The sequence below is a fragment of the Pseudoalteromonas sp. SR44-2 genome (genome assembly GCF_014163745.1).
In the GTDB taxonomy this organism is placed as follows: domain Bacteria; phylum Pseudomonadota; class Gammaproteobacteria; order Enterobacterales; family Alteromonadaceae; genus Pseudoalteromonas; species Pseudoalteromonas distincta.
This window is the reverse complement of record NZ_JACJDW010000010.1, coordinates 13,946-37,977: the sequence shown is the minus strand read 5'-3', so window position 1 is coordinate 37,977 and position 24,032 is coordinate 13,946. Positions and strand designations below refer to the sequence as shown.

General features: G+C 39.4%; 22 protein-coding genes. 10 read left to right on the top strand and 12 right to left on the bottom strand.

What is annotated here, in order from left to right; genetic code table 11:
* Positions 1-14: 14 nt before the first annotated feature.
* The 6 genes from H5115_RS08205 to H5115_RS08180 form a co-directional block, all read right to left on the bottom strand.
* A complete protein-coding gene (locus tag H5115_RS08205) occupies positions 15-722 on the bottom strand; it encodes an HAD-IA family hydrolase (RefSeq protein WP_182672081.1) in 708 nt (235 codons plus the stop codon).
* A 10-nt stretch (positions 723-732) separates the two neighbouring features.
* Positions 733-1,677 carry a tyrosine recombinase XerC gene (locus H5115_RS08200; RefSeq protein WP_182754689.1) on the bottom strand — a complete coding sequence of 315 codons (945 nt, stop codon included), beginning with the start codon at positions 1,675-1,677 and terminating at the stop codon, positions 733-735.
* Complete coding sequence (locus H5115_RS08195; protein WP_182754687.1) at positions 1,674-2,285, bottom strand: DUF484 family protein; 612 nt, start codon at positions 2,283-2,285, stop codon at positions 1,674-1,676. Before H5115_RS08195 ends, H5115_RS08200 begins: the two co-directional genes overlap by 4 nt.
* Positions 2,282-3,112, bottom strand: a complete 831-nt coding sequence (gene dapF / locus H5115_RS08190) for a diaminopimelate epimerase (protein WP_002960987.1) — start codon at positions 3,110-3,112, stop codon at positions 2,282-2,284. Before dapF ends, H5115_RS08195 begins: the two co-directional genes overlap by 4 nt.
* A gap of 64 nt (positions 3,113-3,176) precedes the next feature.
* Positions 3,177-4,430 (bottom strand): diaminopimelate decarboxylase, encoded by a 1,254-nt coding sequence (lysA, locus tag H5115_RS08185; protein WP_002960983.1) that lies wholly within the window; start codon positions 4,428-4,430, stop codon positions 3,177-3,179.
* Positions 4,431-4,625: an LPS translocon maturation chaperone LptM gene (locus tag H5115_RS08180; RefSeq protein ID WP_182754685.1), complete on the bottom strand. Its 195-nt coding sequence runs from the start codon at positions 4,623-4,625 to the stop codon at positions 4,431-4,433.
* Positions 4,626-4,793: 168 nt separating this feature from the next.
* On the opposite strand from H5115_RS08180, the gene cyaY reads away from it, so the two are divergent.
* The 8 genes from cyaY (at position 4,794) to add (ending at position 14,560) form a co-directional block, all read left to right on the top strand.
* On the top strand, positions 4,794-5,117 hold the full coding sequence (gene cyaY, locus H5115_RS08175) for an iron donor protein CyaY (RefSeq protein ID WP_002960979.1): 324 nt from the start codon (positions 4,794-4,796) through the stop codon (positions 5,115-5,117).
* Positions 5,114-5,770, top strand: coding sequence for an alpha/beta hydrolase (locus tag H5115_RS08170; protein ID WP_002960978.1), 657 nt, complete (start codon positions 5,114-5,116; stop codon positions 5,768-5,770). Before cyaY ends, H5115_RS08170 begins: the two co-directional genes overlap by 4 nt.
* Before the next feature lie 22 nt (positions 5,771-5,792).
* On the top strand, positions 5,793-6,770 hold the full coding sequence (locus H5115_RS08165; protein WP_182754683.1) for a DUF2914 domain-containing protein: 978 nt from the start codon (positions 5,793-5,795) through the stop codon (positions 6,768-6,770).
* Positions 6,771-6,805: 35 nt separating this feature from the next.
* Positions 6,806-7,744 (top strand): hydroxymethylbilane synthase, encoded by a 939-nt coding sequence (hemC, locus tag H5115_RS08160; protein WP_182754681.1) that lies wholly within the window; start codon positions 6,806-6,808, stop codon positions 7,742-7,744.
* Positions 7,745-9,586, top strand: a complete 1,842-nt coding sequence (locus H5115_RS08155; protein WP_182754679.1) for a uroporphyrinogen-III synthase — start codon at positions 7,745-7,747, stop codon at positions 9,584-9,586.
* Positions 9,583-10,692, top strand: a complete 1,110-nt coding sequence (locus H5115_RS08150; RefSeq protein ID WP_182754677.1) for a heme biosynthesis HemY N-terminal domain-containing protein — start codon at positions 9,583-9,585, stop codon at positions 10,690-10,692. Before H5115_RS08155 ends, H5115_RS08150 begins: the two co-directional genes overlap by 4 nt.
* A 51-nt stretch (positions 10,693-10,743) precedes the next feature.
* Positions 10,744-13,431 carry a CHASE domain-containing protein gene (locus tag H5115_RS08145; protein ID WP_182754675.1) on the top strand — a complete coding sequence of 896 codons (2,688 nt, stop codon included), beginning with the start codon at positions 10,744-10,746 and terminating at the stop codon, positions 13,429-13,431.
* Between the two features lie 127 nt (positions 13,432-13,558).
* A complete protein-coding gene (add, locus tag H5115_RS08140) occupies positions 13,559-14,560 on the top strand; it encodes an adenosine deaminase (protein ID WP_002960964.1) in 1,002 nt (333 codons plus the stop codon).
* A gap of 54 nt (positions 14,561-14,614) precedes the next feature.
* Here the strand turns inward: add and H5115_RS08135 are convergent, their stop codons facing one another.
* From H5115_RS08135 to H5115_RS08115, 5 genes are all read right to left on the bottom strand, one after another.
* On the bottom strand, positions 14,615-15,025 hold the full coding sequence (locus tag H5115_RS08135) for a CBS domain-containing protein (protein ID WP_024594621.1): 411 nt from the start codon (positions 15,023-15,025) through the stop codon (positions 14,615-14,617).
* 167 nt (positions 15,026-15,192) lie between these two features.
* Positions 15,193-15,906, bottom strand: coding sequence for an NAD(P)H-flavin reductase (gene fre / locus H5115_RS08130; RefSeq protein ID WP_149594663.1), 714 nt, complete (start codon positions 15,904-15,906; stop codon positions 15,193-15,195).
* Between the two features lie 109 nt (positions 15,907-16,015).
* Positions 16,016-17,482 (bottom strand): 4-hydroxy-3-polyprenylbenzoate decarboxylase, encoded by a 1,467-nt coding sequence (gene ubiD, locus H5115_RS08125; protein ID WP_002960958.1) that lies wholly within the window; start codon positions 17,480-17,482, stop codon positions 16,016-16,018.
* A 71-nt stretch (positions 17,483-17,553) separates the two neighbouring features.
* Positions 17,554-19,584 carry a methyl-accepting chemotaxis protein gene (locus tag H5115_RS08120; protein WP_182754673.1) on the bottom strand — a complete coding sequence of 677 codons (2,031 nt, stop codon included), beginning with the start codon at positions 19,582-19,584 and terminating at the stop codon, positions 17,554-17,556.
* Positions 19,585-19,650: 66 nt separating this feature from the next.
* Positions 19,651-19,932, bottom strand: coding sequence for an MliC family protein (locus tag H5115_RS08115; protein ID WP_024595167.1), 282 nt, complete (start codon positions 19,930-19,932; stop codon positions 19,651-19,653).
* A 145-nt stretch (positions 19,933-20,077) separates the two neighbouring features.
* Here H5115_RS08115 and H5115_RS08110 point away from each other — a divergent pair, with 145 nt between their 5' ends.
* Positions 20,078-20,983 carry a DUF808 domain-containing protein gene (locus H5115_RS08110; RefSeq protein ID WP_182672069.1) on the top strand — a complete coding sequence of 302 codons (906 nt, stop codon included), beginning with the start codon at positions 20,078-20,080 and terminating at the stop codon, positions 20,981-20,983.
* A gap of 80 nt (positions 20,984-21,063) precedes the next feature.
* Positions 21,064-23,028 carry a S9 family peptidase gene (locus tag H5115_RS08105; protein ID WP_240915884.1) on the top strand — a complete coding sequence of 655 codons (1,965 nt, stop codon included), beginning with the start codon at positions 21,064-21,066 and terminating at the stop codon, positions 23,026-23,028.
* Between the two features lie 33 nt (positions 23,029-23,061).
* Here H5115_RS08105 and H5115_RS08100 read toward each other — a convergent pair whose 3' ends face one another.
* Positions 23,062-24,003 carry a tetratricopeptide repeat protein gene (locus tag H5115_RS08100; protein WP_182754671.1) on the bottom strand — a complete coding sequence of 314 codons (942 nt, stop codon included), beginning with the start codon at positions 24,001-24,003 and terminating at the stop codon, positions 23,062-23,064.
* Between the last annotated feature and the right edge of the window lie 29 nt (positions 24,004-24,032).

Genomic DNA, 24,032 nt, shown 5'->3' with positions numbered 1-24,032 from the left:
TTATTTTTAATCGGTTATTTAATAAAGTGCGTTAAGGCATGAATATTGGCTATTTCAATATCGGCCAGCCCTTTATAAGCATAATTGGCGCCTTGATCGTTTAACCATACCGATTGGCAACCGGCATTATTTGCGCCTTGTACGTCGGTATCTAGGCTATCGCCAATGTGTAAAATTTCACTTTTAGCAACGTTTAAGTGCTCGGCGGCTTTATCAAATAAGGTGCTGTGAGGTTTTGCTTTACCGTGCATACCGGCTTGTAACACGAGCGAAAATTTATCGTGTAAGTTAAAGCGTTCAATTTCAACGTTACCGTTAGTAATTGCAACCAGCGTAAAGTGCTGGGCTAAGTTATCTAGCAGCTTTAGTACGTCGTCGGTTACCACTATTTTACTGCGCGCATCGGCAAAGGCGTTATAGGCAGCATCGGCATGATGCTCTACCTCTTGCTCGTTCAAATCTAGTTTAGAAAGGGCTAAGCGCAATGTATGTTGGCGCCATTTAGTGACGTTATCAGCAAGTTCAGGTAACTGTAATACGGCCTCATTGCGGCATTGTTGCCAGTATTTTGGGCCTTGGGCTAAGTAGCTCGGGAGCGCGTTTAAATAATCTTGCTGCGCTTTAACCGCTGCTTTTATAATGGGGTGATTGTTGTAAAGAGTGTCGTCTAAATCAAAGCTCATGACAGAAAATGGCTTAATAGCACGATTAAATCGGATCATATTTATTTACCTAATCAGTTCGTTTTTTTGCACGAGGGTGAGTGTTGTCGTACACCTTGGCTAAATGTTGAAAATCTAAATGCGTATACACTTGTGTAGCCGACAAACTGCTGTGCCCTAGTAACTCTTGCACGGCGCGTAAATCACCAGATGATTCTAAAATATGTGACGCAAACGAGTGGCGCAGCTTATGCGGGTGAACTTGCGAGCTAATGCCTTGTTTTATTCCCCACTCTTGCATGCGTAGGCGCACTTGGCGAATCGAAATACGGTTTTTTTGGCTACTTAAGAATACTGCTATTTCATCGGGCTTTGCAAACTGAGGGCGTATTGTGAGCCATTTTTTTAATGCGTCTAACGCTTTTTTGCCCACCGGAATTAATCGCTCTTTATTACCTTTACCACGCACTAAAATTTCACCATTGGCAGCGCTAATATCTTGCATGTTAGCGCCAACTAACTCGCTTATACGCAGCCCTGATGAATACATTAACTCCATCATTGCTTTATCTCTAATTGCGAGAGGTTCGTCGTCGGGTATTTCGAGCAAGCGTGTCATTTGATCTACATCGAGATTCTTAGGTAGGGGCTTTGCAAACTTAGGGCCTTTTATACCTATAGCCGGATTATGGTAATGCGATTGCTCGGCAATATTTTTTGCTTTTAAAAACTTATATAAGCTGCGAATACAACTGAGCTTTAAGCTAATTGTACGGCCACTTAATTGCTTTGATCGCAGTGCCATGCTGTAGCGGCGAATATGTTCGCCTTGTACGCCAAACCAGTCATCACATAGTTTGCTAAAATATAGGGCAGCAAAGCCAAGTTGGCTTACGTATTGATTAACTGTGTGCGCTGAATATTGTTTTTCAAACTTTAAATAATCGCTAAATAGCGTTATGGGTGTACGCCAGTGGTCGCTTAGCGCGGTAATATTAGGCGCATCGTCACTCATGCTAGTTTTTGTAACCGCAGGTGTAATGCGTTTATAAAGTCGAGCACAAACAGGTTATCTTGCGCGGGCTCAAAATGGTTTACGTTATTGCTACCAAACGCCAAAATAGCGATAGGATGTGTAGTGTCGCCAATTAAATAAATAGCGACGGATTGTGTATCTTCACTAAATAATTGTTCGCGCTCTTGTTTATTAATTCGCCCTAAATAATGCCCAGAATGGGTAAGGCGATGCGCAATAAGCTCGTCGTACTCGGGATTGTATTTTACTAATTTGCAGTCGTTAACATCTTCACTTGAGCAGATTATATTGCGTAGATTATTTGCAAGAGTGTCAAAATCGTCATGATTCCAAAGCTGGCGATGACACTGGCTAAACAAACGATATACGAGCTCGTTTTGCGTTGCATGCTTGCTCATAGCATCTATTTGGCTTTTTAAAAGCGTGTTGTGCTCGCGTAATTGACGTTGCTGAATATGTACTAGTGACGTTGCACCTTGAGCTTGCTGTTGCAGCTCAAGTTGTGCGAGTAGTTCAGGGTGATGAACTAAAAAGTCAGGATGTTGCTGTAAGTAATCAATAATCTGCTCTGTACTTAGCTCGCTCATAGCGCTACTTGTCCGTCGAAAACATGCTCTGCGGGACCAGTCATGCGTACCGGATGACCTTCACCACTCCAGCGCACTTGCAAAGTACCGCCCGGCAAATCTACTTGAACGGTTGTTGATAATTTATTTTGCATATGACCAATCACCATCGCTGCACATGCACCCGTGCCACAGGCTAGGGTTTCGTTAACGCCGCGCTCCCACACTCTTAGCTTAATGTGTTCTTGCGATACAACCTGCATAAAGCCAATGTTCGCTTTTTGTGGAAAGCGTTCATGGTTTTCAAGTAATGGCCCCAATATATCAACTTGTGCGGTGGTTACGTCGTCAACTTCTAGCACGCAATGTGGGTTACCCATAGATACCGCGCCACTAAATACAGTGTGTTCTTGCGTTCTAATAATATAAGTAAGCTCGCGTTTGCTGGCTTTTAACGGAATTTTACTTGGCTCAAAATTAGGGTGGCCCATGTTAACAGTTACTTGACCGTCTTTTTCTATGTAGAGCGTTAAGTTGCCCGACTTAGTCGATACACTAATTTTGTGCTTGTTAGTAAGGCCTTTCATGCGTACAAAGCGGGCAAAACAGCGTGCGCCGTTACCGCATTGTTCTACTTCGGTACCATCGGCATTAAAAATTCGATAATGAAAGTCGAGATCAGGTGAATATGGTGCTTCAACCATCAGCAATTGGTCAAAGCCAATGCCAAAGTGGCGATCTGCCAGTTTTTTGATTTGGTCTCGCGACAAAAAAACATTTTGTGTAATGTTATCAATCACAACAAAGTCGTTACCTAAGCCGTGCATTTTGGAAAAATTAACTAACATAGCGCTCTAATTCGGTTTTGCTCTGTGCTAATCATGCCACAGAGCAGCTAGTAGACAAAAACGTTTATGGTAAAACTTTCTCACCTTGATAAAGGCTTTCAATAGTTTCGCGTTCGCGAATAAGGTGATGCTGCTGACCATCTACCATTATTTCTGCAACACGCGGGCGCGAGTTGTAGTTTGAGCTCATTGTAAAGCCATATGCACCCGCACTTCGTTGTGCAAGTAAATCGCCTTGTTTGAGTGCAAGTTCGCGGTCTTTTCCTAAAAAGTCGCCGGTTTCGCACACCGGACCCACAATATCAAAGTTGTGTGTCGGTGTTTCGTCGTCGCGAACGGATACCGGAATAATTTTTTGCCACGCTTGATAAAGCGCAGGGCGAAGCATATCGTTCATACCTGCATCTACAATTGCAAAAAACTTGTCTTGGTTTTGTTTGATAAATTCAACTTGAGTAACCAAAATACCTGCGTTAGCTGCAATAGCGCGCCCTGGTTCAAAAATAAGTTCAAGATGTTTGTAGTTAGCTAAGCGTTCGGTAACTTGCGCTGCATATTCACTTGGGTGTGGTGGTTGCTCGTTGTCGTATGGCACACCTAAACCGCCGCCAATATCTAAATGAGTTAGCTCAATACCGTTAGTTTTTAGCTCATCAATAAGCGCCATTAATTTATCAAGGGCTTCTAAAAAAGGTCTAACTTGCGTTAATTGAGAGCCAATATGGCAATCGACACCAATTACTTTTAAACCAGGTAAAGCCGCTGCTTGTTGATAAACACTCACTGCTGTTTGAATATCAATACCAAATTTATTTTCTTTTAAACCGGTAGAAATATACGGATGTGTTTTTGCATCTATGTCTGGGTTTACGCGAATAGAAATAGGCGCTTCTAGGTTAAGCTCGCAAGCCACTTCAGAAATACGTTCAAGCTCAGACGCCGACTCTACATTAAAACATTTAATGCCCAGTTTTAATGCGTAAGCTATTTCGTCAGACGTTTTAGCCACGCCTGAAAAAACCACTTTAGAAGCATCGCCTCCCGCTTTAATTACACGCGCTAGTTCACCTTTAGATACAATATCGAAACCCGATCCTAAGCGCGCTAATATATTAAGTACGGCAATATTTGAGTTTGCTTTTACAGCGTAACATACCAAGCTTTTATGATTTTTAGTGGCGTTAGCAAATGCTAAGTAATGGCGCTCAAATGTAGCACGCGAGTATACATAACACGGCGTGCCGTATTGCTGCGCTATGCTTGCTACGCTGACGTCTTCGGCAAATAATTGGTTGTTTTTGTAGTTAAAATAATCCATTTATTGCTCCTGACTTTGCGATGCTTTAGCTTGCTCAGCGGTAGTGGCTGGTTTAGCTGCATTTTGAGGTTGGTTTTGCTCTGTTTGTTGCTCTGGTAAATATAACGGACCGCTTTGTCCGCAGCCAGCTAAGGCGCTTAACAGTACAGTGCTTATTAATAGTCTTTTTAATTGTAAGGTATGTGTCGCTTTCATTAGATTAATACGGTTGCTGGCTTTATAATCGCAGAGTAACAGAATATCTAAAAAATGCAGCTATTCGCGGATGATTTTATTCCTGTTACACTAGCTGCACATTTTTAAAGCTAATTTAAAGCTAAAACGTACCCAATATTAGGCGGCTCGCCTGCAAAGGAAATAACAATGACTGAACACGAATATCACCAATTAGCCGAAGCTCTTATGTTCACTATTGAAGAGCAGGTTGATGATTGCGAAGCTGATTTAGATTATGAATCGGCACAAGGTATTTTAGAAATTATTTTTCCTGATAAAAGTAAAATAGTGATCAATAAGCAAGCACCTCTCCATCAAGTATGGGTTGCGACTAAGTTTAACGGACATCATTTTGAAATGCGTGATGGGTTATGGATTGATAACCGCTCTGGCGCTGAATTTTGGGCGTTTATAAATGAAGCCTCAACTCGCCAAGCAGGCCAAGAAGTTAAGTGGCAATCATCACTATGAGTTTAGAATTTGTAGAATATGCAGCCCAAAGTGAACATAAAGCAACGGTTATTTGGTTACATGGTTTAGGTGACTCTGGGGATGGTTTTGCGCCAGTAGCCCCGCAGCTAAATTTACCAAGCGAGCTTGGTATACGGTTTATTTTTCCGCATGCGCCAGTGCAACCGGTCACCATAAATGGTGGCATGGAAATGCGCTCTTGGTACGATATTAAGTCTATAGAATTAGATAAGCGTGCCGATGAACAAGGCGTAAGAGATTCTGCTGCAAAGGTAGAAGAGTTAATTAATAAAGAAATTGCTAATGGCATTCCTGCTAATAAAATAATTTTAGCTGGTTTTTCTCAAGGTGGTGTTGTGTCTTTGCATTTAGCGCCGCGCTTTGAGCAAAAGCTTGGGGGTGTTATGGCGCTTTCTACTTATATGTGTGTGCCACACAAATTTGCTGATGAAGCAAAACATACTGATTTAAACGTATTTATGGCTCATGGTAGCCAAGATAACGTTGTACCGCACAGTGCGGGTAGAAATGCGTTTGAAGTATTAACAGCACATAACATGGATGTAAGCTGGCAAGAATATCCAATGGCTCATCAAGTTTGCGCAGAAGAATTGCAAGCTATTCGCCAATGGTTAATTGCTCGTTTAAGCTAATTTTGGAACCGCTGAGGTCAATATGAGTCAAAAAATAGTTATAAAAGCAAATGTTAAACGCGAATTACAACAGAGCGTACCAACGGTAAGCTACGAGTGGAATTGGCGTCGTATTGTGAGTATTGCTATGTTGGTATTAATGACCTCTGCAGCAGTTGTTTATGGCTTAACCACCTCTGTTAATGCAGAGCAAGGTGAGCACCCAAATGAGCAGGAACAATTCTTAAATTTCAGCAGTAACGCTGAAAACCAAACAAGCGATGAGGTAATGGATGTTGAGCCTCAATCATCAGTAAACAATACCCCTGCTGAGTCTGTAGAGGTAACTCAAGCGAGTATTGAACCTTTGTTAGCTGAGCAAAATGAGACTCAACTAAGCATTTCAAGTAATACACCTGCCGAAGTAGACCTTGTAAATAATCCCCCGGCTTTGTTGGCTTACAACGATATTGTTACTGATCAAAGCGAAAGTATTAATACAGAGTTAAACTCAAACCTTGATAATGATGTGCAAGAAGAAACCGCAGAAGCCCAAAACGTAACTGAGCCTGCAAGTCAAAGTGACTTACTTTTAGAGTTAGAAAGTGATGATGGCGCATTGAGTGGCACTGAAGGTTTTTCCTCTACAGCACATGTGGCAAGTGTGGCATTGGGGGCGCAAATAGACACGGGTAAAATTAGTCGCGCGGTACTTACTCGTAAAGTAAGTAAGCGTGAGCCTACTAATGTGTTTGCTGCTGATATTAGGTTAAGCCAGTTTGAGGAAGGGTTATCGTTTTTTAGCGAGATTAAAAACCTTCAAGGCCAGCAAGTTAAGCATGTTTGGTCGTTTGAAGGTGAAACGATGGCTGAAATTACACTTAATGTTACTTCGCCTCGTTACAGAACGTACTCAACAAAAAATATAATGAACACACAAACAGGTCATTGGCGTGTTGATGTAGTTGATGAGCAAGGTAATTTAATTGCCCAAAAAGAATTTAGAATTTTAGCTGACTAAAACTGGCTAAACGCAGTAATTAATTGGATACCCCTATGACAGAAAAAACAAAATTAGTACGCATCGCAACGCGCAAAAGCGCTCTAGCACTTTGGCAGGCCGAATTTGTAAAAGCAGAGCTTAAGCGTTTTCATGCAGATGTGCGCGTAGAATTAGTCCCAATGTCGACGCAAGGGGATATAATTTTAGATACGCCATTGGCTAAAATTGGCGGTAAAGGCTTATTTGTTAAAGAACTAGAGCAAGCCATGCTAGATGGCCGAGCTGACATTGCCGTACATTCTATGAAAGATGTGCCAGTAGAGTTTCCTCAAGGGCTAGCACTGCATACTATTTGTGAGCGTGAGGATCCACGCGATGCGTTTGTATCAAACAATTTTGCTAATTTAAGTGAGCTACCACAAGGCGCTATTGTTGGTACTTCGAGCCTACGCCGCCAGTGCCAAATTAAGGCACTTCGCCCTGATTTAGATATTCGTGATTTACGCGGCAATGTAAATACGCGTTTAGGTAAATTAGATGACGGCCAATATGATGCTATTATTTTAGCGGCTGCAGGGCTTATTCGTTTAGAAATGGAGTCGCGTATTGCTGACTACATTGAGCCAGAAGTGTCATTACCAGCAAATGGTCAAGGCGCTGTAGGTATTGAATGTCGTATTGATGATGAAGTAACCAAAGCATTACTTGCACCACTTGAGCATACACAAACACGTATTCGCGTAAACGCAGAGCGTTCGATGAATCGCTATTTAGAAGGTGGTTGCCAAGTTCCTATTGGTGCTTATGCATTGGTTGATGGCGAACAAGTGCATTTACGTGGTTTAGTTGGTGCTGTTGATGGCAGCGAAATTTTACGTGACGAAGTAACAGGCCATGTAAATGACGCAGAAAAACTAGGTATTGAGCTTGCTAAAAAATTACTAGCTCAAGGTGCAGACAAAATATTAGCTGAAGTTTATAGAGACGCATAAATGACACATATTCTGATAACTCGGCCCGAAGGAAAAGGCGCAGCCCTTGCACAGCAACTTGAGCAAGCGGGTTATCAGGCGTCTTTATTTCCGGTATTAAAAATAACGCATTTAACACCCTCCAGCACTGAGCTTAGTCCGCTATTAAATGCAGATAAAATAATATTTATCTCGCAAGATGCAGTCAGTGCACTTTCGCAATTAAAACCAGATATAAATACCAAAGCGCAGTTTTATGCGGTTGGACAACAAACAGCCGATGTTATATATGAGCAATTTGGTGTGCGCGCAGCAGTACCAAAGCAGTATGATTCAGAAGGGTTACTTGCGCTTAAATCACTCGCCGAGGTGGGTGGCTGTAATATAGTATTAGTTAAGGGCCAAGGTGGCCGCCCTGAGTTAGCTAAAACGCTCAAAGAGCGCGGTGCTTTTTTAAATAATTGTGTTGTGTACAAACGTGAACCGACAGAGAGTATCACCTCTAACTGGACAGACCACTGGAAAAGCCAGAATGTACACGGTATAGTCATAACAAGTAATGCAGCAGTTGATGCTATATTTAAAAGCCTTACTGCACACCAACTACAATGGTTACAACAGTGCCGATTTTATGTTGCTAGCGAGCGTATAGCCGCTTATTTAAAGCTGCAACAGGTAAGTTCGGCTAATATACACATTGCAGCAGGGGCTAGCGATAATGCTATGTTTACCTGCATAAATCAGCAAGGTAGCAACATGAGCGAACAGTCAAAGCCAGTAACGGCAGAAAAAGCCACACCAACAATAGCTAACACGACCTCTGCTAAATCAACTAAGCAAGAGCCTACAGCTACAAAAAATACGGCAGACAAAAGTAAACAAAAAATAAGTAAGGTTGCAGTACTTGCGCTTCTTATTTCGTTAATTGTGGCCTCTGGTGTTGGATACGAGTTTTATCAAAAATTAAATGCTGGTAAGGCGCAAAACCTAGCCGTTAATGAGTTAAGCGAGCAAAATAAGTTACTCACCCAGGAGCTGCAAGCACTTAAATCGGCGCAATCTAATTTGCAACAAGCGCTGTTTAATAGTGAGGAAAAAATTGCCGCAGCCCTAAATGAAAGTGCAGTTCAAAATCAGCAAGAATTGAAAGCCGCTTTGCAAAAGGCGCAGCAACAAGGTTCATCGTTAAACCCACAAGAAGTAACCAGCTTACAACGTATGGCTGAGTTTAAACTATGGGCTGAAAAAGATTATCAAGGCACTAGTGCTGTTTTAAAGCGCTTAGATGGATTGCTTAGTGAGCACCCAGGAACAGTTGAAGTTCGCCAAGCGATTATGCAAGATATACAAACACTTGATAGCCTTAAACCTGTTGCAACAGAGGCTATTTATTTACAGCTAAACAGTGTACTAAGCAGTATTGACGACTTAGTTTTTAATGCAGTTAATTTACCAGAAGAAGCAGCTGCAATAGATGAAAATGCTTTAAGTGGTGACGTGAGTGATTGGCAGCAAAACTTGAGTAATAGCTGGAATAAAATTGTGGATAGCTTTATTACTATTCGTCAGCACGAGGGTGTTTCCATTGAGCCATTACTTACGGATCAAGAGCGTCATTTAATAAATCAACGAATCAAGCTTAATATAACTCAGGCACAAGATGCACTTATGAGTAAGCAGGCGAGTATTTTCTTTAGCGCCTTAAGTGAAGCAAAACGTTTAGTTGGTGAGTACTTTAAGCAAGACGATGATACAACTAAAACGGTACTTAAAGCGTTGTCTAAACTTGAAAAAGAGCAGCTTAACTTTAATCCAAAAGTAACCTTAAACAGTACACAAAAGGTTAAGGAGTGGGCGCAATGATAGGGCTAATTATTTTAATTGTAGCTATTGTTGTTGTACTAGCGGTTACTCCATTCGTTCTAGATGAAAAAGGTTATGTACTTATTTCATTTAACAATACGACGATAGAAGGCACGATAGTATCGTTTTGTATAATGGCAGTCATTACCGCTGTTGTTTTATATTTAACATATAAGTTAATTCGTTATTTATTATCGATTTATCATAATACTAAGCATGGCTTTTTTGCACGTAGCCAAGAGCGCAAACAAGCAGCTATTGAGCAGGCTCTGTGGAGTGCCATTAATGATGATTACGAGCACGTAGAACAGGCTTTATCGGGTAATAGCGTACCAAATAAGTTTGAGGATATTCGCTTAGCATTACTTGCAAAAGCAGCGCTTGCTAATAATCAAACAGATAAAGCACTTGAGCGTTTATTTGAAATCAGCCCAGAGCATCAATTAAAAGTAGCAAAGCTATGGTTGGCAAGTGGTGACAGTGGCGCGATTGAATCACAAATGCGTATTAGCGCAGAAGCTAAAAAAGCCACCGCACTTGAGTTAAAACTTTATGCAGAAGTATTAGTACAGCAACAACACTTTGGTGCGCTGGAAGACCTTTTGCCGCGTTTACTGCGCAAAAAAGCACTTACTGATGCACAGTGGACGCAGTTATTTAGTGCTTATTTTAATGCGTTAGATGCAGACAAGCTGAGTGAAAAATATAAACAGCTGCCTAAAAAGCTGCAAGCTCATGCCCACACCGCATATTTAATGCAAATGGCGCAAGCAGGTCAATTGGCTGTTATTGAAAGTGACTTAATTAAGATGGTTAAGCATAGTGAGCAACACTTAGAGCTTGCAAATATATTAAGTAAAGCAACAGCAGCCGATGCAGCTAAGTTGCAAATAAGCATTCAAGAACGGCTTAAGAAGGATGATTCAAATAATTCACTATTACTTGCGCTAGCTTGCCTTGCTAATGCTAAGGGTGATTATGACTTAGCAGCTAGAATATTTGATAAAGCACTGAATAGTGAAAATAAAAAACAGTTCTCTGAACAAGCTGTGTTGAGTTATAAAAATAGTGCACAGGCAGAAAAGGCGCTCGTTTTATATCAATAAATGACTACACTATAACTACTTAGCATTTTTTGTAGTTCAGGAGCACAAGCTTTGAGAAAGTTTTTAATATTAACCCTTAGCTTGGCTTGTGCTTACTTCTTTACAGGATACTTTAGCAACTCACTTCTTTCTGTAGATGGCTATGCGGTCGCCTCCTGGCCGCCCTCAGGAATTGCTTTAGCGAGCTTTTTAATTTGGGGACGTAAGTCATTTATTGGCCTTATTATTGGGGCTTTTTGTACTAACTTAATTCACCTTGAACGCACCGTAGATATTTTTCATTTTATTGTGCTTTTACAAGCTATAGGCATTACTTTAGCCTCTGTTTTACAGGCTTGGATTGGCCGACAAATTATAGTGAATGTTATAAAAGCGCCGTTGGATTTATCTTCTTTAAAACACAGTGTTCAAAGCTTAATAGTAGCAGGACCAATATGCTGTGTTATTGCTGCAGGTGTGGGAACTAGTTTATTAGCATTGAATAATGTGATTCCGACCAATGCTATTTTTGATAGCTTTATAGCATGGTGGATTGGCGACAGTATCGGTGTACTTATATTTACTCCACTCATGCTCGCAGCCTTTAATTACACGCAAGTACGCCAGCGTATGTTGGTAATTTTACCTTCACTATTAATTTATATACTAATCAGCGTTAGTTTTTATGGCGCTGCCAGTGTTAAAAAAGAAAAAGACATTCAAAAGCAAGAAGCCAAAATACTTACTGTGCAAAATGCTATAAGCCAGAAGCTCGATGGTATTACTGCTCACTTAGGATTGTTAGCTACATTTTTTGCTAGTAGTAGTGACGTTAATTTTAAAGAGTTTAAACAATTTACTTCAAAGCAGTTGGGCTACAGCCAAGAAATTTTAGCATTTGAATGGATACCTTATGTACCAGCAAATAAACTCGCAGATTTTGAAACACATGAAAATCCAGCCACAGGCAAACCTCTATACATAAAAGAAAAGTCACTAGATGGAGCTTGGCAACCAGCAGGTACGCGTAGTAATTACTTTCCAGTAAAGTACGTATATCCCTTAAAAGGTAATGAAGATGTTTTAGGGTTTGATTTAGCTTCTAGTAAAGTAAGAGGTGCAGCGCTTAGCAAAGCGAAAGAGCTTAATGAACTTGCACTAAGTGAGCCAATTAACTTGGTCCAAAATACAGCCGAACACGGTGTGCTTTTTTTATATCCTGTTTTTGGAGAGTCTTCTACCGAAGATGATTTTCAAGGCTTTGTGGCAGCGATAGTCAGTCTGAAACGCTTATCGCAAACACTATTATTTGATCACAACAACTCAATTTCAGCTAGTTTTTTTGATACAACGATACCAGGGAAAAAGCAGGCAATTTATATTGCAGATACCGCTAATTCGCAAGCGCTATTTAAAGAATATCAATTGTTGATTGGCAAACGTATGTGGCAGGTTGAGTTATATGAGCCAATAGTTAGAACGTCTTGGTTAATGTATTGGCTTGCACAAATAGTAGGTATGTTGTTTGTGTGGTTACTGATTACATTTTTGATTTCAGTTACAGGTACAAACATACAAATTCGCGAACAAGTGGCTAAGCAAACGCATACATTACGCAAAGAAAAACAAAAAGCAGATGAAGCGAGTCATATAAAGGGGCAGTTTTTAGCAAACATGAGTCACGAAGTCCGCACCCCTATTAACGGTATAAAAGGGCTGCATTATTTAGCGCTCCAGCAAAACGATTGGCAGCAAGCTAGAAGTTACATAGAGCAAGCAGATGGGGCACTTGGTGTTTTACTGAGGGTATTAAACGATGTGCTCGACTTTTCAAAAATGGAAGCAGGCAAGCTAGACTTAATGCAAGAGCATATTAATGTAGCGAGTTTAGCGGATGAAATGCTTAATTTACTTCAATTTGAGGCTGATATTAAATCAATAAAGTTAAGTCTCGATTTTGATAAAACATCAAATTTGGTCATCAATACCGATCCAATCCGCTTAAAACAAGTGCTGCTGAACCTGCTTAATAATGCGGTTAAATTTACAGGGGAAGGTGAAATCACTCTGAAAATTTGGCAGTCGAAAAAAATGACTTATTTTAGTATTAACGATACGGGTATTGGTATTAGTAGCGAAGCACAGAAACAATTGTTTAAACCGTTTGCACAAGCTGATAGCTCAACCTCACGCCAATATGGTGGTACAGGCTTAGGATTAAGTATTTGCAAAAAACTGGTTGAGTTAATGGGTGGTGCAATTGATTTAGTTAGTTATGAAGGTAAAGGCTCTACATTTACATTTAGTTTGCCGCTAATATCGCCTTTACCAAAGGCAGAGCAAATTCAGCAGCAATACAACGAAATAGACGTAAGTACATTATCATTTACAGGCTATAAATTACTTTTAGTAGAAGATAATCCACTTAATCAGCATGTTGCTAATGCTATTTTAAAAACGAAAGGCTGTATTGCCGACATTGCTAACGATGGTTTTGAGGCCATAGAAAAGCTAGCCGAAAATAGCTACGACATTGTTCTTATGGATATTCAAATGCCAAAAATGGATGGACTCAAAGCAACAAAAGTAATTCGTCGTGATTTAGAGTTAATTGATTTACCCATAATAGGGCTATCGGCGAACGCCCATGACGAGGACGTTAAAAAGGCACTAGCCTGTGGAATGAATGGCTATATTACCAAACCTATTGATGCAAATACGCTTTTTAAAACTCTTTGGCATCACTTATCAGGAAAATAAGCTGTATCATTTTTTTGCACAAAAAGCAGACATATGACCGCTAAAACTTACCGCAAATCATATAGACTTGAAAAATAACTGTATCTGCGTATCATGCGCGCAAATTTAACTAAACTGGGTTGCTATTATGATCAATAGAAAATTACCTTTGCTAGATATTCACCGCCATTTAGACGGTAATGTACGTGCGCAAACCATATTAGAACTTGGTCGACAGTTTAATATAGAGCTACCTGCAGATAACGTTGAAGCATTAATCCCTCATGTTCAAGTTATTGATCCTGAACCAAACCTCATGGCTTTTTTACAAAAGTTAGATTGGGGAGTTACTGTGCTTGGCGACTACGATGCGTGTAGACGTATCGCAATTGAAAACATTGAAGATGCACAAGCACAAGGTCTTGATTATGTGGAGCTTCGATTTAGCCCTTACTACATGGCACAAAGCCAAGGTTTACACCCAGAAGGCGTTGTAGAGGCAGTTGTTGATGGTATTAAATCAGCAACAAAGGGCGCAAATATAAAAGCTAACTTGATTGGTATTTTATCGCGTACTTATGGCGTAAAAACGTGTCAAAAAGAGCTTGATGCATTACTCGCATTTAAAAATGATTTAGTCGCTGTTGATTTAGCCGGTGACGAAATTGGCTTCCCGGGTGAGTTGTTTGTAGAGCACTTTAAACAAGTACGAAATGCGTATTTAGCTTCGACTATTCATGCTGGAGAAGCACTTGGCGCTCCAAGTATTTGGCAAGCAATTAATGAGTTGGGTGCGAGCAGAATAGGGCATGGCGTTAAAGCAATTGAAGATCCAAAACTAATGGATTATTTACGCGATAACCGTATTGGTATTGAGTCATGCTTAACAAGTAATATTCAAACCAGTACAGTAAACGATTTAACTAAGCACCCACTTAAACAGTTTTTAGATCATGGTATTTTAGCGTGTATTAATACTGATGATCCTGCGGTTGAAGGTATTGAAATTGAGTATGAATATACCGTTGCTGCACCTAAAGCAGGCTTATCTCAAGCTGATATGGAAAAAGCCCAAAAAAATGCGTTAGAAATAGCATTTTTAAGCGATGGCGATAAAAAAGAACTTTTAGCACTCGTTAGCGCACGTTAATGTAAGAGCATTAAAAATGCCGCTTTATATAAGCGGCATTTCTGTATCTGCAATTTAGTGTGTTTGGCAGCTTATGTAATTATCGTAAAGTGCTTTAAGTACGTCTGCTCGGCTGATCATACCGATTACTTTAACACCCTCTACAACAGGGTAGTTTTTTGGTTTACCAGGCTGCATCTGCTGTGCAAGCTCAATAATGTTGGTATCGCCGCTAACGGTCACTACCTCTGTTTGCATAAGCTGCGAGACTTTAACCATCCCATCACAAAAATAACTGCTTTGCGTAAGTGGTTTTAACAGCTCTTGCTCTGATATAAATCCAACTAAGCATTTATCTTTATCAAATACTGGTGCGCCAAGTAGTTTAAATTTTTGTAGTTCTGCTATGGCTGTCGTCATTTCTGTATCTGGTGTGATATTTGGCAACTTGCGTTGCATAAAATCTTTTACTTTTGTATTTAGCATTTGGGTCTCTCCCGCTGATGTTCTATACAAAGTATGGTTTATAGATAGGGATTTAGGAAATTGTTTATATTGATGGAGTTGATAGGTTTTAACTATTAAATATTTGTTGTTATAAAAATAAAGGCACCGATTAGGTGCCTTTATTCATAACTGAAAGTAAATTTCAATTATTTGATAAATGCGAATGCATCTGCGTACATGTTTTCACGAATTGCACCATGAGTAATAAAGTCATCACGGACAATACCTATCATGTCAAAACGACCTGCCATATAAATATCGTATGGTTCTAGTGACACAATATCTTGCATTACTGCTTTGTGTACATAGCCAGTGTGTCCTTGCCAATTAGCAGATGGATTTTCTACTACAGGAATAAACTTAAAGTTCTCATGGCTATCTGCCCATGCTTGCATTTCTGTGTGTGCGTATAAAGCAGATTCTTCTTTTACGCCCCAGTAAAACAACACAGGACGGTCGCATTTTATTTCAGCTAAATGATCAGCCATTGATTTTGCGTATGAAAAACCAGTACCACCGGCGAGTAAAATAATAGGGCGCTCACATTGCAGGCGCAACTGTGAAATACCCAAGCCAGCTTCAATGTCTACTAACTGCCCTGTGGTATGGGCGTTTCGTAAATGCTCTAACGATTGCATTGCATACGAATCGGCACCTGAGGCGCCAATATGCAGTTCTATTGCATCGCACTGTGAAGGGCGACTAGCTATAGAAAAAGCACGTTTGTCTTTTTCGCCTAATACGAGTTGCATGTATTGGCCAGCTTCAAAGGTCACAGGTTGTTGTGGCTTTAAAATTACTTTATGAACAAATTCTGTAAGTGGGCTGATAGCTACAACTTCAGCTTTTAATGTTTGCATTTTTTACCTTTTAGCAGCGCTTGTAACAGCAGATACGCAATCGAATAGCTAGATTCTAGCATATCTGCAGGGTTATTTTATAGCCTGATATGTACTTACATATAAACACTTAAACAATATTAAGGCTTTCCCAAATATCATCTACGCGGTCTTTGGTGTCTTTATCCATAACAATAGGCTCGCCCCATTCGCGGGTGGTTTCGCCAGGCCATTTATTGGTAGCATCCATTCCCATTTTTGAACCAAGACCTGAGACTGGCGATGCAAAATCGAGATAATCAATAGGTGTGTTCTCTATTAATGTTGTATCACGCGCTGGATCCATTCGGGTTGTTATAGCCCAAATAACATCTTCCCAATCGCGGGCGTTAACATCGTCATCGCAGACGATTACAAATTTGGTGTACATAAACTGACGTAAGAACGACCAAACACCCATCATCACGCGCTTAGCATGGCCTGGATATTGTTTTTTCATTGTTACAATCGCCATACGATATGAGCACCCTTCAGGCGGAAGGTAAAAGTCGACAATTTCAGGGAATTGCTTTTGTAGTATCGGCACAAACACTTCATTAAGTGCCACACCTAAAATAGCAGGCTCATCAGGCGGACGGCCAGTAAATGTGCTGTGATAAATAGGATCTTTACGATGCGTTAAGTGAGTAACCGTCATTACTGGAAAGTCATCGACTTCATTATAGTAACCGGTATGGTCACCATAAGGGCCTTCTGGCGCCATTTCACCAGGCATTATGTAACCTTCAAGTACTATTTCTGCACTGGCAGGGACTTGTAGATCATTTGAAATAGATTTTACAACTTCGGTTCTGCTGCCACGTAATAAGCCAGCGAATGCATATTCGCTTAGAGTGTCAGGTACAGGCGTTACGGCACCTAATATAGTGGCAGGATCGGCACCTAATGCTACCGATACAGGGTAGGGTTGCCCTGGGTTTTCTTTACACCATTCTTGAAAATCAAGCGCGCCACCACGATGTGACAACCAGCGCATAATTATTTTATTTTTGCCTAATAATTGTTGGCGATAAATACCTAAATTTTGGCGCTTTTTATAAGGCCCTTTGGTAACTGTAAGGCCCCAAGTAATTAATGGTGCTGCATCACCTGGCCAGCAATGTTGAATAGGTAATTTAGTTAAATCTACATCATCACCTTCTAAAACTACTTGTTGGCAAGGCGCTTTTTTAACTTCTTTTGCAGGCATATTAAGCACTTGCTTAAAAATAGGTATAGCGCCTAGAGCTTCTTTAATACCCTTTGGTGGATCAGGTTCTTTTAAAAAAGCGAGTAGCTTGCCCACTTCGCGAAGCTCGCTAACATCTGTTTGGCCCATGCCCATTGCTACGCGTTTTGGTGTACCAAATAAGTTGGTAAGCACCGGCATATCGTAGCCTTTTGGGTTTTCAAATAATAACGCAGGGCCTTTTGCACGTAAGGTGCGATCAGATATTTCGGTCATTTCAAGATACGGGTCGATTTCTTGGGTGATACGTTTAAGTTCGCCTTTTTTTTCAAGCAAATCGATAAAATCACGTAGATCTTTATATTTCATTGTGGGCCGCTATTAAGCAAAAGAGTTAAAGTATTATACCCATTTCATGCAAGGCAAGTCATTACTTGCACTTAAAACTTAAAGCGCTCTACGGCACTCGTTAAAGAGTGTGCAAGTTGGTTTACGTCTTCACTTTCGCTTGCTAGGGTTGTCGCGTTTTGGGCATTCAAGGTTGCTTGCTCTGTCACCTTTGCCATTATTTGTTGAATGTCGCCACTGTTAGTCAATTGCTCATGTGATGCATGAGCAATTTGCTCACTCATCTGATTAACAGACAACAATGTGCTTTTAATACGCTCTACGGCTTTATTTAGTTCAGTGCTGTTTTTAACACATTGCTTGGCTTGGTGTTGGCCATCAGTAATGTGTTCTTGAGTTGTTTTAGTGTGTTGTTGCAATGTTTGGATCATGGTGTTTATTTCGCTAGTCGAGGTTTGTGTGCGTGCAGCTAATGATCGAACCTCATCAGCAACTACAGCAAACCCGCGTCCGTTTTCACCCGCTCGCGCTGCTTCAATTGCAGCATTAAGTGCAAGTAAGTTAGTCTGCTCGGCAATGCTACTAATTGTTTCAACAATGGCTTCAATAAGCTGGGTGTACTGTGCGAGTTCTTCTGTGCTGCCTACTGCTTTATCAAGACGCTGCAATAAAGTTTCTATACTTAGACTATTTTGATTAGCAATCTCGTTTACATCATTTGCAAATTGCGATGCGTTTGTTATTTCACTTGATGTTTTATCTGCTTGTTCATAAACCGCTTGTGAGTTGATTAGCATATTTTGTGCAAGCGATGTTGCCTGCGCGCTTCGCTCTAACTGCTGTTGTGCAACAACCGTCATTTGCTGACCTTTTTCACTGGTTTTAATAGCGCTGCGGTCTAGCTCGTGGGCGTCACTACTAATTGCACCAATTAGGTTAGTCAGGTCTTCACTGAGTTTATTTATGTTATTTAGCAAAGTACCAAATTCATCCTTACTACGTGGGTGGCTTCGCTTTGATAAATCACCTGAGGCGATTCGGGCTAAGTCGCGGTTTACTTTTTTAAGCGGTTTTAGCATTGCGCGAGTTGTAAAAATAGAGATAGCGATAATCAATATAATTAAAACAATCGTAATAATTACTACAGAACTAATCCCTGTATTTATGGCGGCCTTTGCATTAGTTTGTAAGGCATTAAAGCGCTCATCAGCCAATTTATTAAGTTCAATAAGCTGACCTTCTGTTGTTATAAATTGCTGTTGAAAGTGTTCAAAATTTTGAGCCGCAGCAATAGCACTTTTGAGTACTTTATTTTGTTGGGCATAAATTCCTGTATCGTTGTTAAGCAATTCTCTTAATTGATTAAACTTAGCCGTTAAATTTTTAGCATTAAACGCATTATTAAAAGGTAGCGCTTGTTGCTCTAAATAGGTGAAATTAGGTTGGATGTTATCTAGTAGAAATAGAGTATCTTGCTGATGACTATTTAAATCATTGATACTTGCAGTTTGAGTAATGCTTTTTATATTATTGCTTAAGTTAAACAATAAATCGTCTATACGGGTCGCTGTTCCAAACATAGCATTAAGTAACGCCTGCTGTTTTACAGGCACTTCTAAAAGTTCTATATCAAGTAAGTTAGAACTTAAATTGTAAAGTTGCTCGTTAAACGTTGCTGATAATTCTATGGTGGAATTTTGCGCTACAAACTTACGCTCTTTAGCGCTAAACATTGCGACACTTACTTCAGTCAGTTGCTCGAAGCCTGCGTTGGTACTGGTGAGTAAATTTTGCATGGTTATTTGTTGATTTAGTTGAGCGCTTAACGAATTGAGCATATCGCTAAATTGTAGTTGCTCAACTTGCGCATGTTTTTTATTTTGTTGAAGTAAATCAAGGTTTGCTTGGCTGTAAGCTAAGGCGTTAAATTTGGTAATAGACAGTAATGATAGCCTTAAATCTTTGCTGAACTGTTGTACCGGAACCGCTAATTTTTCGGTTCGGGTATTGTTAACGCTAATTTTGTTTAATGACCAATAAAAAAATACACTACTTGTTAGCACCAATATGCCAATGGCTGTAAAGGCTAAAATTATTTTATGTTTGATCGCAATTGAACGCATAACTTCATCACAATAATGGGTCTTTAATTATTGTAGCATTGTTGTAATTTATTGGTTGTTTTTATGTTAAACCTTGGTGCACTGTCTTTTTTTACCTGCAATGATTAACATGGCTTCATTACCCTTACCCCAAAACAGTACCTCTTCACTTATATATTTATTCCCAGATGCACTTTTTTCGTGATTAAGTACATGCACTTTATTGTTAAAGATAAGTTCGGCTTCAGAATTATTAATAATATTGAGTTTTACGCTCTCATCATCGCATTGGTAAGCAGTACTGGTTTTTAAATCACTACATGCGGTTAAGCTTAGTAAAATAGCGATTAATGCTAAATATACTTTCATTTTTCCTCCCATCTTCTTTAAACGTTAGTTAAAACACAGGGCAAAATTTTAATCTAATGTAAGAATAACAAAGCAAAATTAACCGTTGGTGAAAGTAGCGCTTTAAGTTATGTTTATAGCAATATTTTTTGAGCTCGGAAGCTTTATGGCAGGCACTAACCTTTTAACGTTATTAGATGATATAACCACTTTACTTGATGACATTGCGACAATGAGTAAGGTAGCAACAAAAAAAACAGCAGGTGTATTAGGCGATGACTTAGCGCTCAATGCACAGCAGGTTACAGGTGTAGCAGCAGAGCGTGAATTACCGGTTGTTTGGGCTGTGGCAAAGGGCTCATTTTTAAATAAAGCGATACTCGTACCCGCTGCTTTATTAATAAGCGTATGGCTGCCTTGGTTAATAACACCGCTTTTAATGATGGGTGGTTTGTTTTTATGTTTTGAGGGAGCTGAAAAAGTATTTGCTAAGTTTTTGCCTCATAACAGTGAAGCGGTAGACGAAGATGAAAAGTTAGATTTAGTTGAGTACGAAAAACAAAAAATAAAAGGGGCAATAAGAACCGACTTTATTCTTTCTGCCGAAATTATTGTGATTACTTTAGGTACTGTGGCAGGTGCTACATTGCTTAATCAAGCTTTAGTGCTTTGTGTTATCGCAATTATAATGACTATTGGTGTTTATGGCTTAGTGGCAGGTATTGTAAAACTGGATGATGCCGGACTTTATTTACTCAACCAATCTAAAGTGTCAGCTAATCAATTTAAAGAATTACTTGGGAAAGGCTTACTCGCAGCAGCGCCTAGGTTGATGCAGTTTTTAGCATTTGCGGGCACCATCGCGATGTTTTTAGTAGGTGGCGGGATTTTAGTACATGGTGTTGAGTTACTGCATCATACTCAAGTCGATGTAACAAACTATGCTCAATCTGTTGCTGGCGGTACAGGAGAGGTATTGGCTCCTCTATTGTTTGATGGTTTGCTAGGCGTGATTGCTGGCTTAGTTGTTGTGCTTATACATGTAGGTTATACAAAGTTAATTAAAAAATAGCAGACACATTTAGTTATCATTTTCGTTACATTTTATAAGACTTTATATATTATGACTTCTTGTTGTTAATACAGGGAATTATGATGAATTTTCTTTTAAGATGTAACTTGTTAGTACTTCTGTTATTTGTAAGCTTTTTTAGCTTCTCAAAGCAGCCCCAAATCCCCGTGGAGTACTTCAGTAAAAATAAAGAGTTTAATCACGCTACTATTTCTCCAGGCGGCGAGTATTTAGCGGTTATAAATAAAGTTGCAGGTAAAAATGCGCTTGTTATTTTTGATACTGAAAACTTTAAAATGCTTCATGCAGTTGCCTTTGAAGGAAATGCTCAAGTTGGTGATTATCATTGGGTTAATAATGAACGAGTTGTTGTTACTAAAGAGTATTTAAAAGGGTGGCAAGACCACCCTGAATATCATGGTGAGATATTTGGCGTAAATGCTAATGGAGCTAGAGGTAAATATCTAATTGGTTACCATGGTGAAATGCAAACAGGTACACGCCTTAAAAGGCAGACTCCTTTATACGGAACTTCATTTGTATTAGATCCCTTAGTTACTAACAAAAGAAAAATGTTAGTAGTTACCTATCCTTGGACCTCGAGTAATGAACCGCATACTATTGTCTATGAAGTAGATGTATATACGGGCAAAAGGAAGCAAGTTACTTTGTCTCCATCACGTATGGCTGAATTTTTAACTGATCATGATGGTAATGTTCGAGTTTCAGTATCTACAGATAATTATATAGATGCAAAAATACATACTAAGGCAAAAGATGGCGGTGACTGGGAGAAATTAAATTTAGGAGAGGTTAGTTATGGCGATATTAGACTAAAAGCTTTTGATAAGTCTGGTGACAACATTTATATGACTGCTTCTGTTGGTGGAGAGGCTGAAGGGTTATATAAACTAAATTTAAATACTAAGGAAATTGAATTAGTTCATCAAGAACAATATGTATCTCCAAAAAGAGTGTGGGTTGATGAAGTTTCAAAAGAATTATTTGCAATAGAAAGTGAGTTAGGTTATCCAAACTATGCTTTTATAGATAAAGACTCTCATAAAAGTGTTCGTTTAAAGTCTTTGATAGAAGCATTACAGGGCGACCAAGTGCAGTTAGTCAGTAGCACCTCTAATGGCGATATTAATGTTATTTACGCATCAAGTGATACCAACCCTGGTAAATATTACTTATACGATGGGGTACAAAATAAGCTAAGAATATTATTTTCAGCGCGTGGCTGGCTTAACGAAAATGAGCTTTCAAAGACAAAACCTATTCAATATAAAACGCGGGATGGTTTAACTATTTATGGGTATTTAACTGTTCCTAATGGTCTTGAAGATAAAAACTTACCTCTAGTTGTAATGCCTCATGGCGGTCCACATGGCCCTCGTGATTATTGGGGTTATGATTCTGAGGTACAGTTATTAGCAAGTAGGGGAATGGCTGTACTAAGAGTTAATTTTAGAGGTTCAGGTGGGTTTGGTCGAAACTTCGAAGAAGCAGGTTACCAAAAGTGGGGTTCTGATATTCAGTTTGATATTATTGATGGTGTTAAGTTTTTAATTTCTAATGGAACGGTAAACAAAAACAACATTTGTATAATGGGATCAAGCTTTGGTGCTTATTCAGCTTTGCAGAGCGCCATTTTAGAGCCAGACATGTTTAAGTGTGCAATTGGAACAGTTGGTATTTATGACCTACCGCTAATGTTTGAAGAAGGTGATATTTCAGGGCGTAGTACAGGACAAAACTATCTTGAAAACGTTTTAGGCACTGATGAAACGCTTTTGAAGGCATTTTCACCTAGCTATAATATAGATAAGCTTAAAGCAGCTGTGTTCATAGTTCACGCAGGTGAAGATGCACGAGCCCCTATTGAACAAGCCGAATCATTAATTGCTGCATTGAAAAAAGCTAACCATCCTTATAAGTACGTATTATTGGAGGATGAGGGCCATGGTTTTTACAAAGAAGAACATAGAACTGCTTACTACAAACAAGTAATTAATTTTTTAGATAAACATTTAGAGTTATAAAATATTAAAGCAGCAAGTAACATACTTGCTGCTTTATTCACAGCTAGCTATTTTACAAAGAGATTCCAATTCAAACTGTGCTTTAGTATTTTTTTGCTCAATAGCCTTTTTGTACCAATAAATAGCCTGCTGTTGATCCTGATCTATTCCCTGACCATCACGATACATTTGCGCTAAATTTAATTGCCCCCATTGAGAGCCCGCTTCAGCAGCTTGTTTAAAGCTATTAAATGCTTCAACAAACAAACCATCTTTAAAATAAATAATGCCTTGTTGATTGTTTTTATCGAGCTTTAAGCCTTTATATAGTGGCTTAGGTTTGGGAGGATGCATCACAAACCCACCATAAAGGATGTTGGCATAGGGGCGCAGAACGTCGTAAATAGCTTCGTCGTTGTAAAGGCGTGCTACTTCATAACGAGGGAGGGTGATTGTTTTAGTGGAAAAGTAATTGTCTTGAATTAGCTGGCTAGTACGCATTGCCAAAGTAATACTATTATTACGTTTATAGCTGTAGTTGCTTATCTGAAAGGTAATAAATTGTTCGTCAAAATTTAAAACTTGAGCAATTTTTAAATTGGTTAGGGTCCAGGGCTCGTGTGTAAATTTGTCGGCGTGTACTAAGTAAGTATCATATATTTTAGGCGTATTTAAATAACCTTCCTTTCGAGACTCGCTATTAAGGTGCTGTTGATAAAAAAATAAAACAATCCAAAGTAATAAAAATACACCAATAAAGTATTTAGGTAGGCTTAGTTTTTCTATTAACGGTAGTTGCGTTATTTTTACAGGTTCGCTTTTTCCGCATTGATAGCACTCGCGTTTATAACTTAATTTTAAGGCAAGCATAGGTAAAATACTAAACCGTAAATAGCGGCTTTTATTTACTAAATGGTAGGCGTCGCTTTGACAATGAGGGCAGCGTGTTGTTTGTGCAAAATGTGGAAATGATTCACTCGTGTTGAAAAGTAACATAAAGCACGCTCCTTGTTTAATTACCTAAA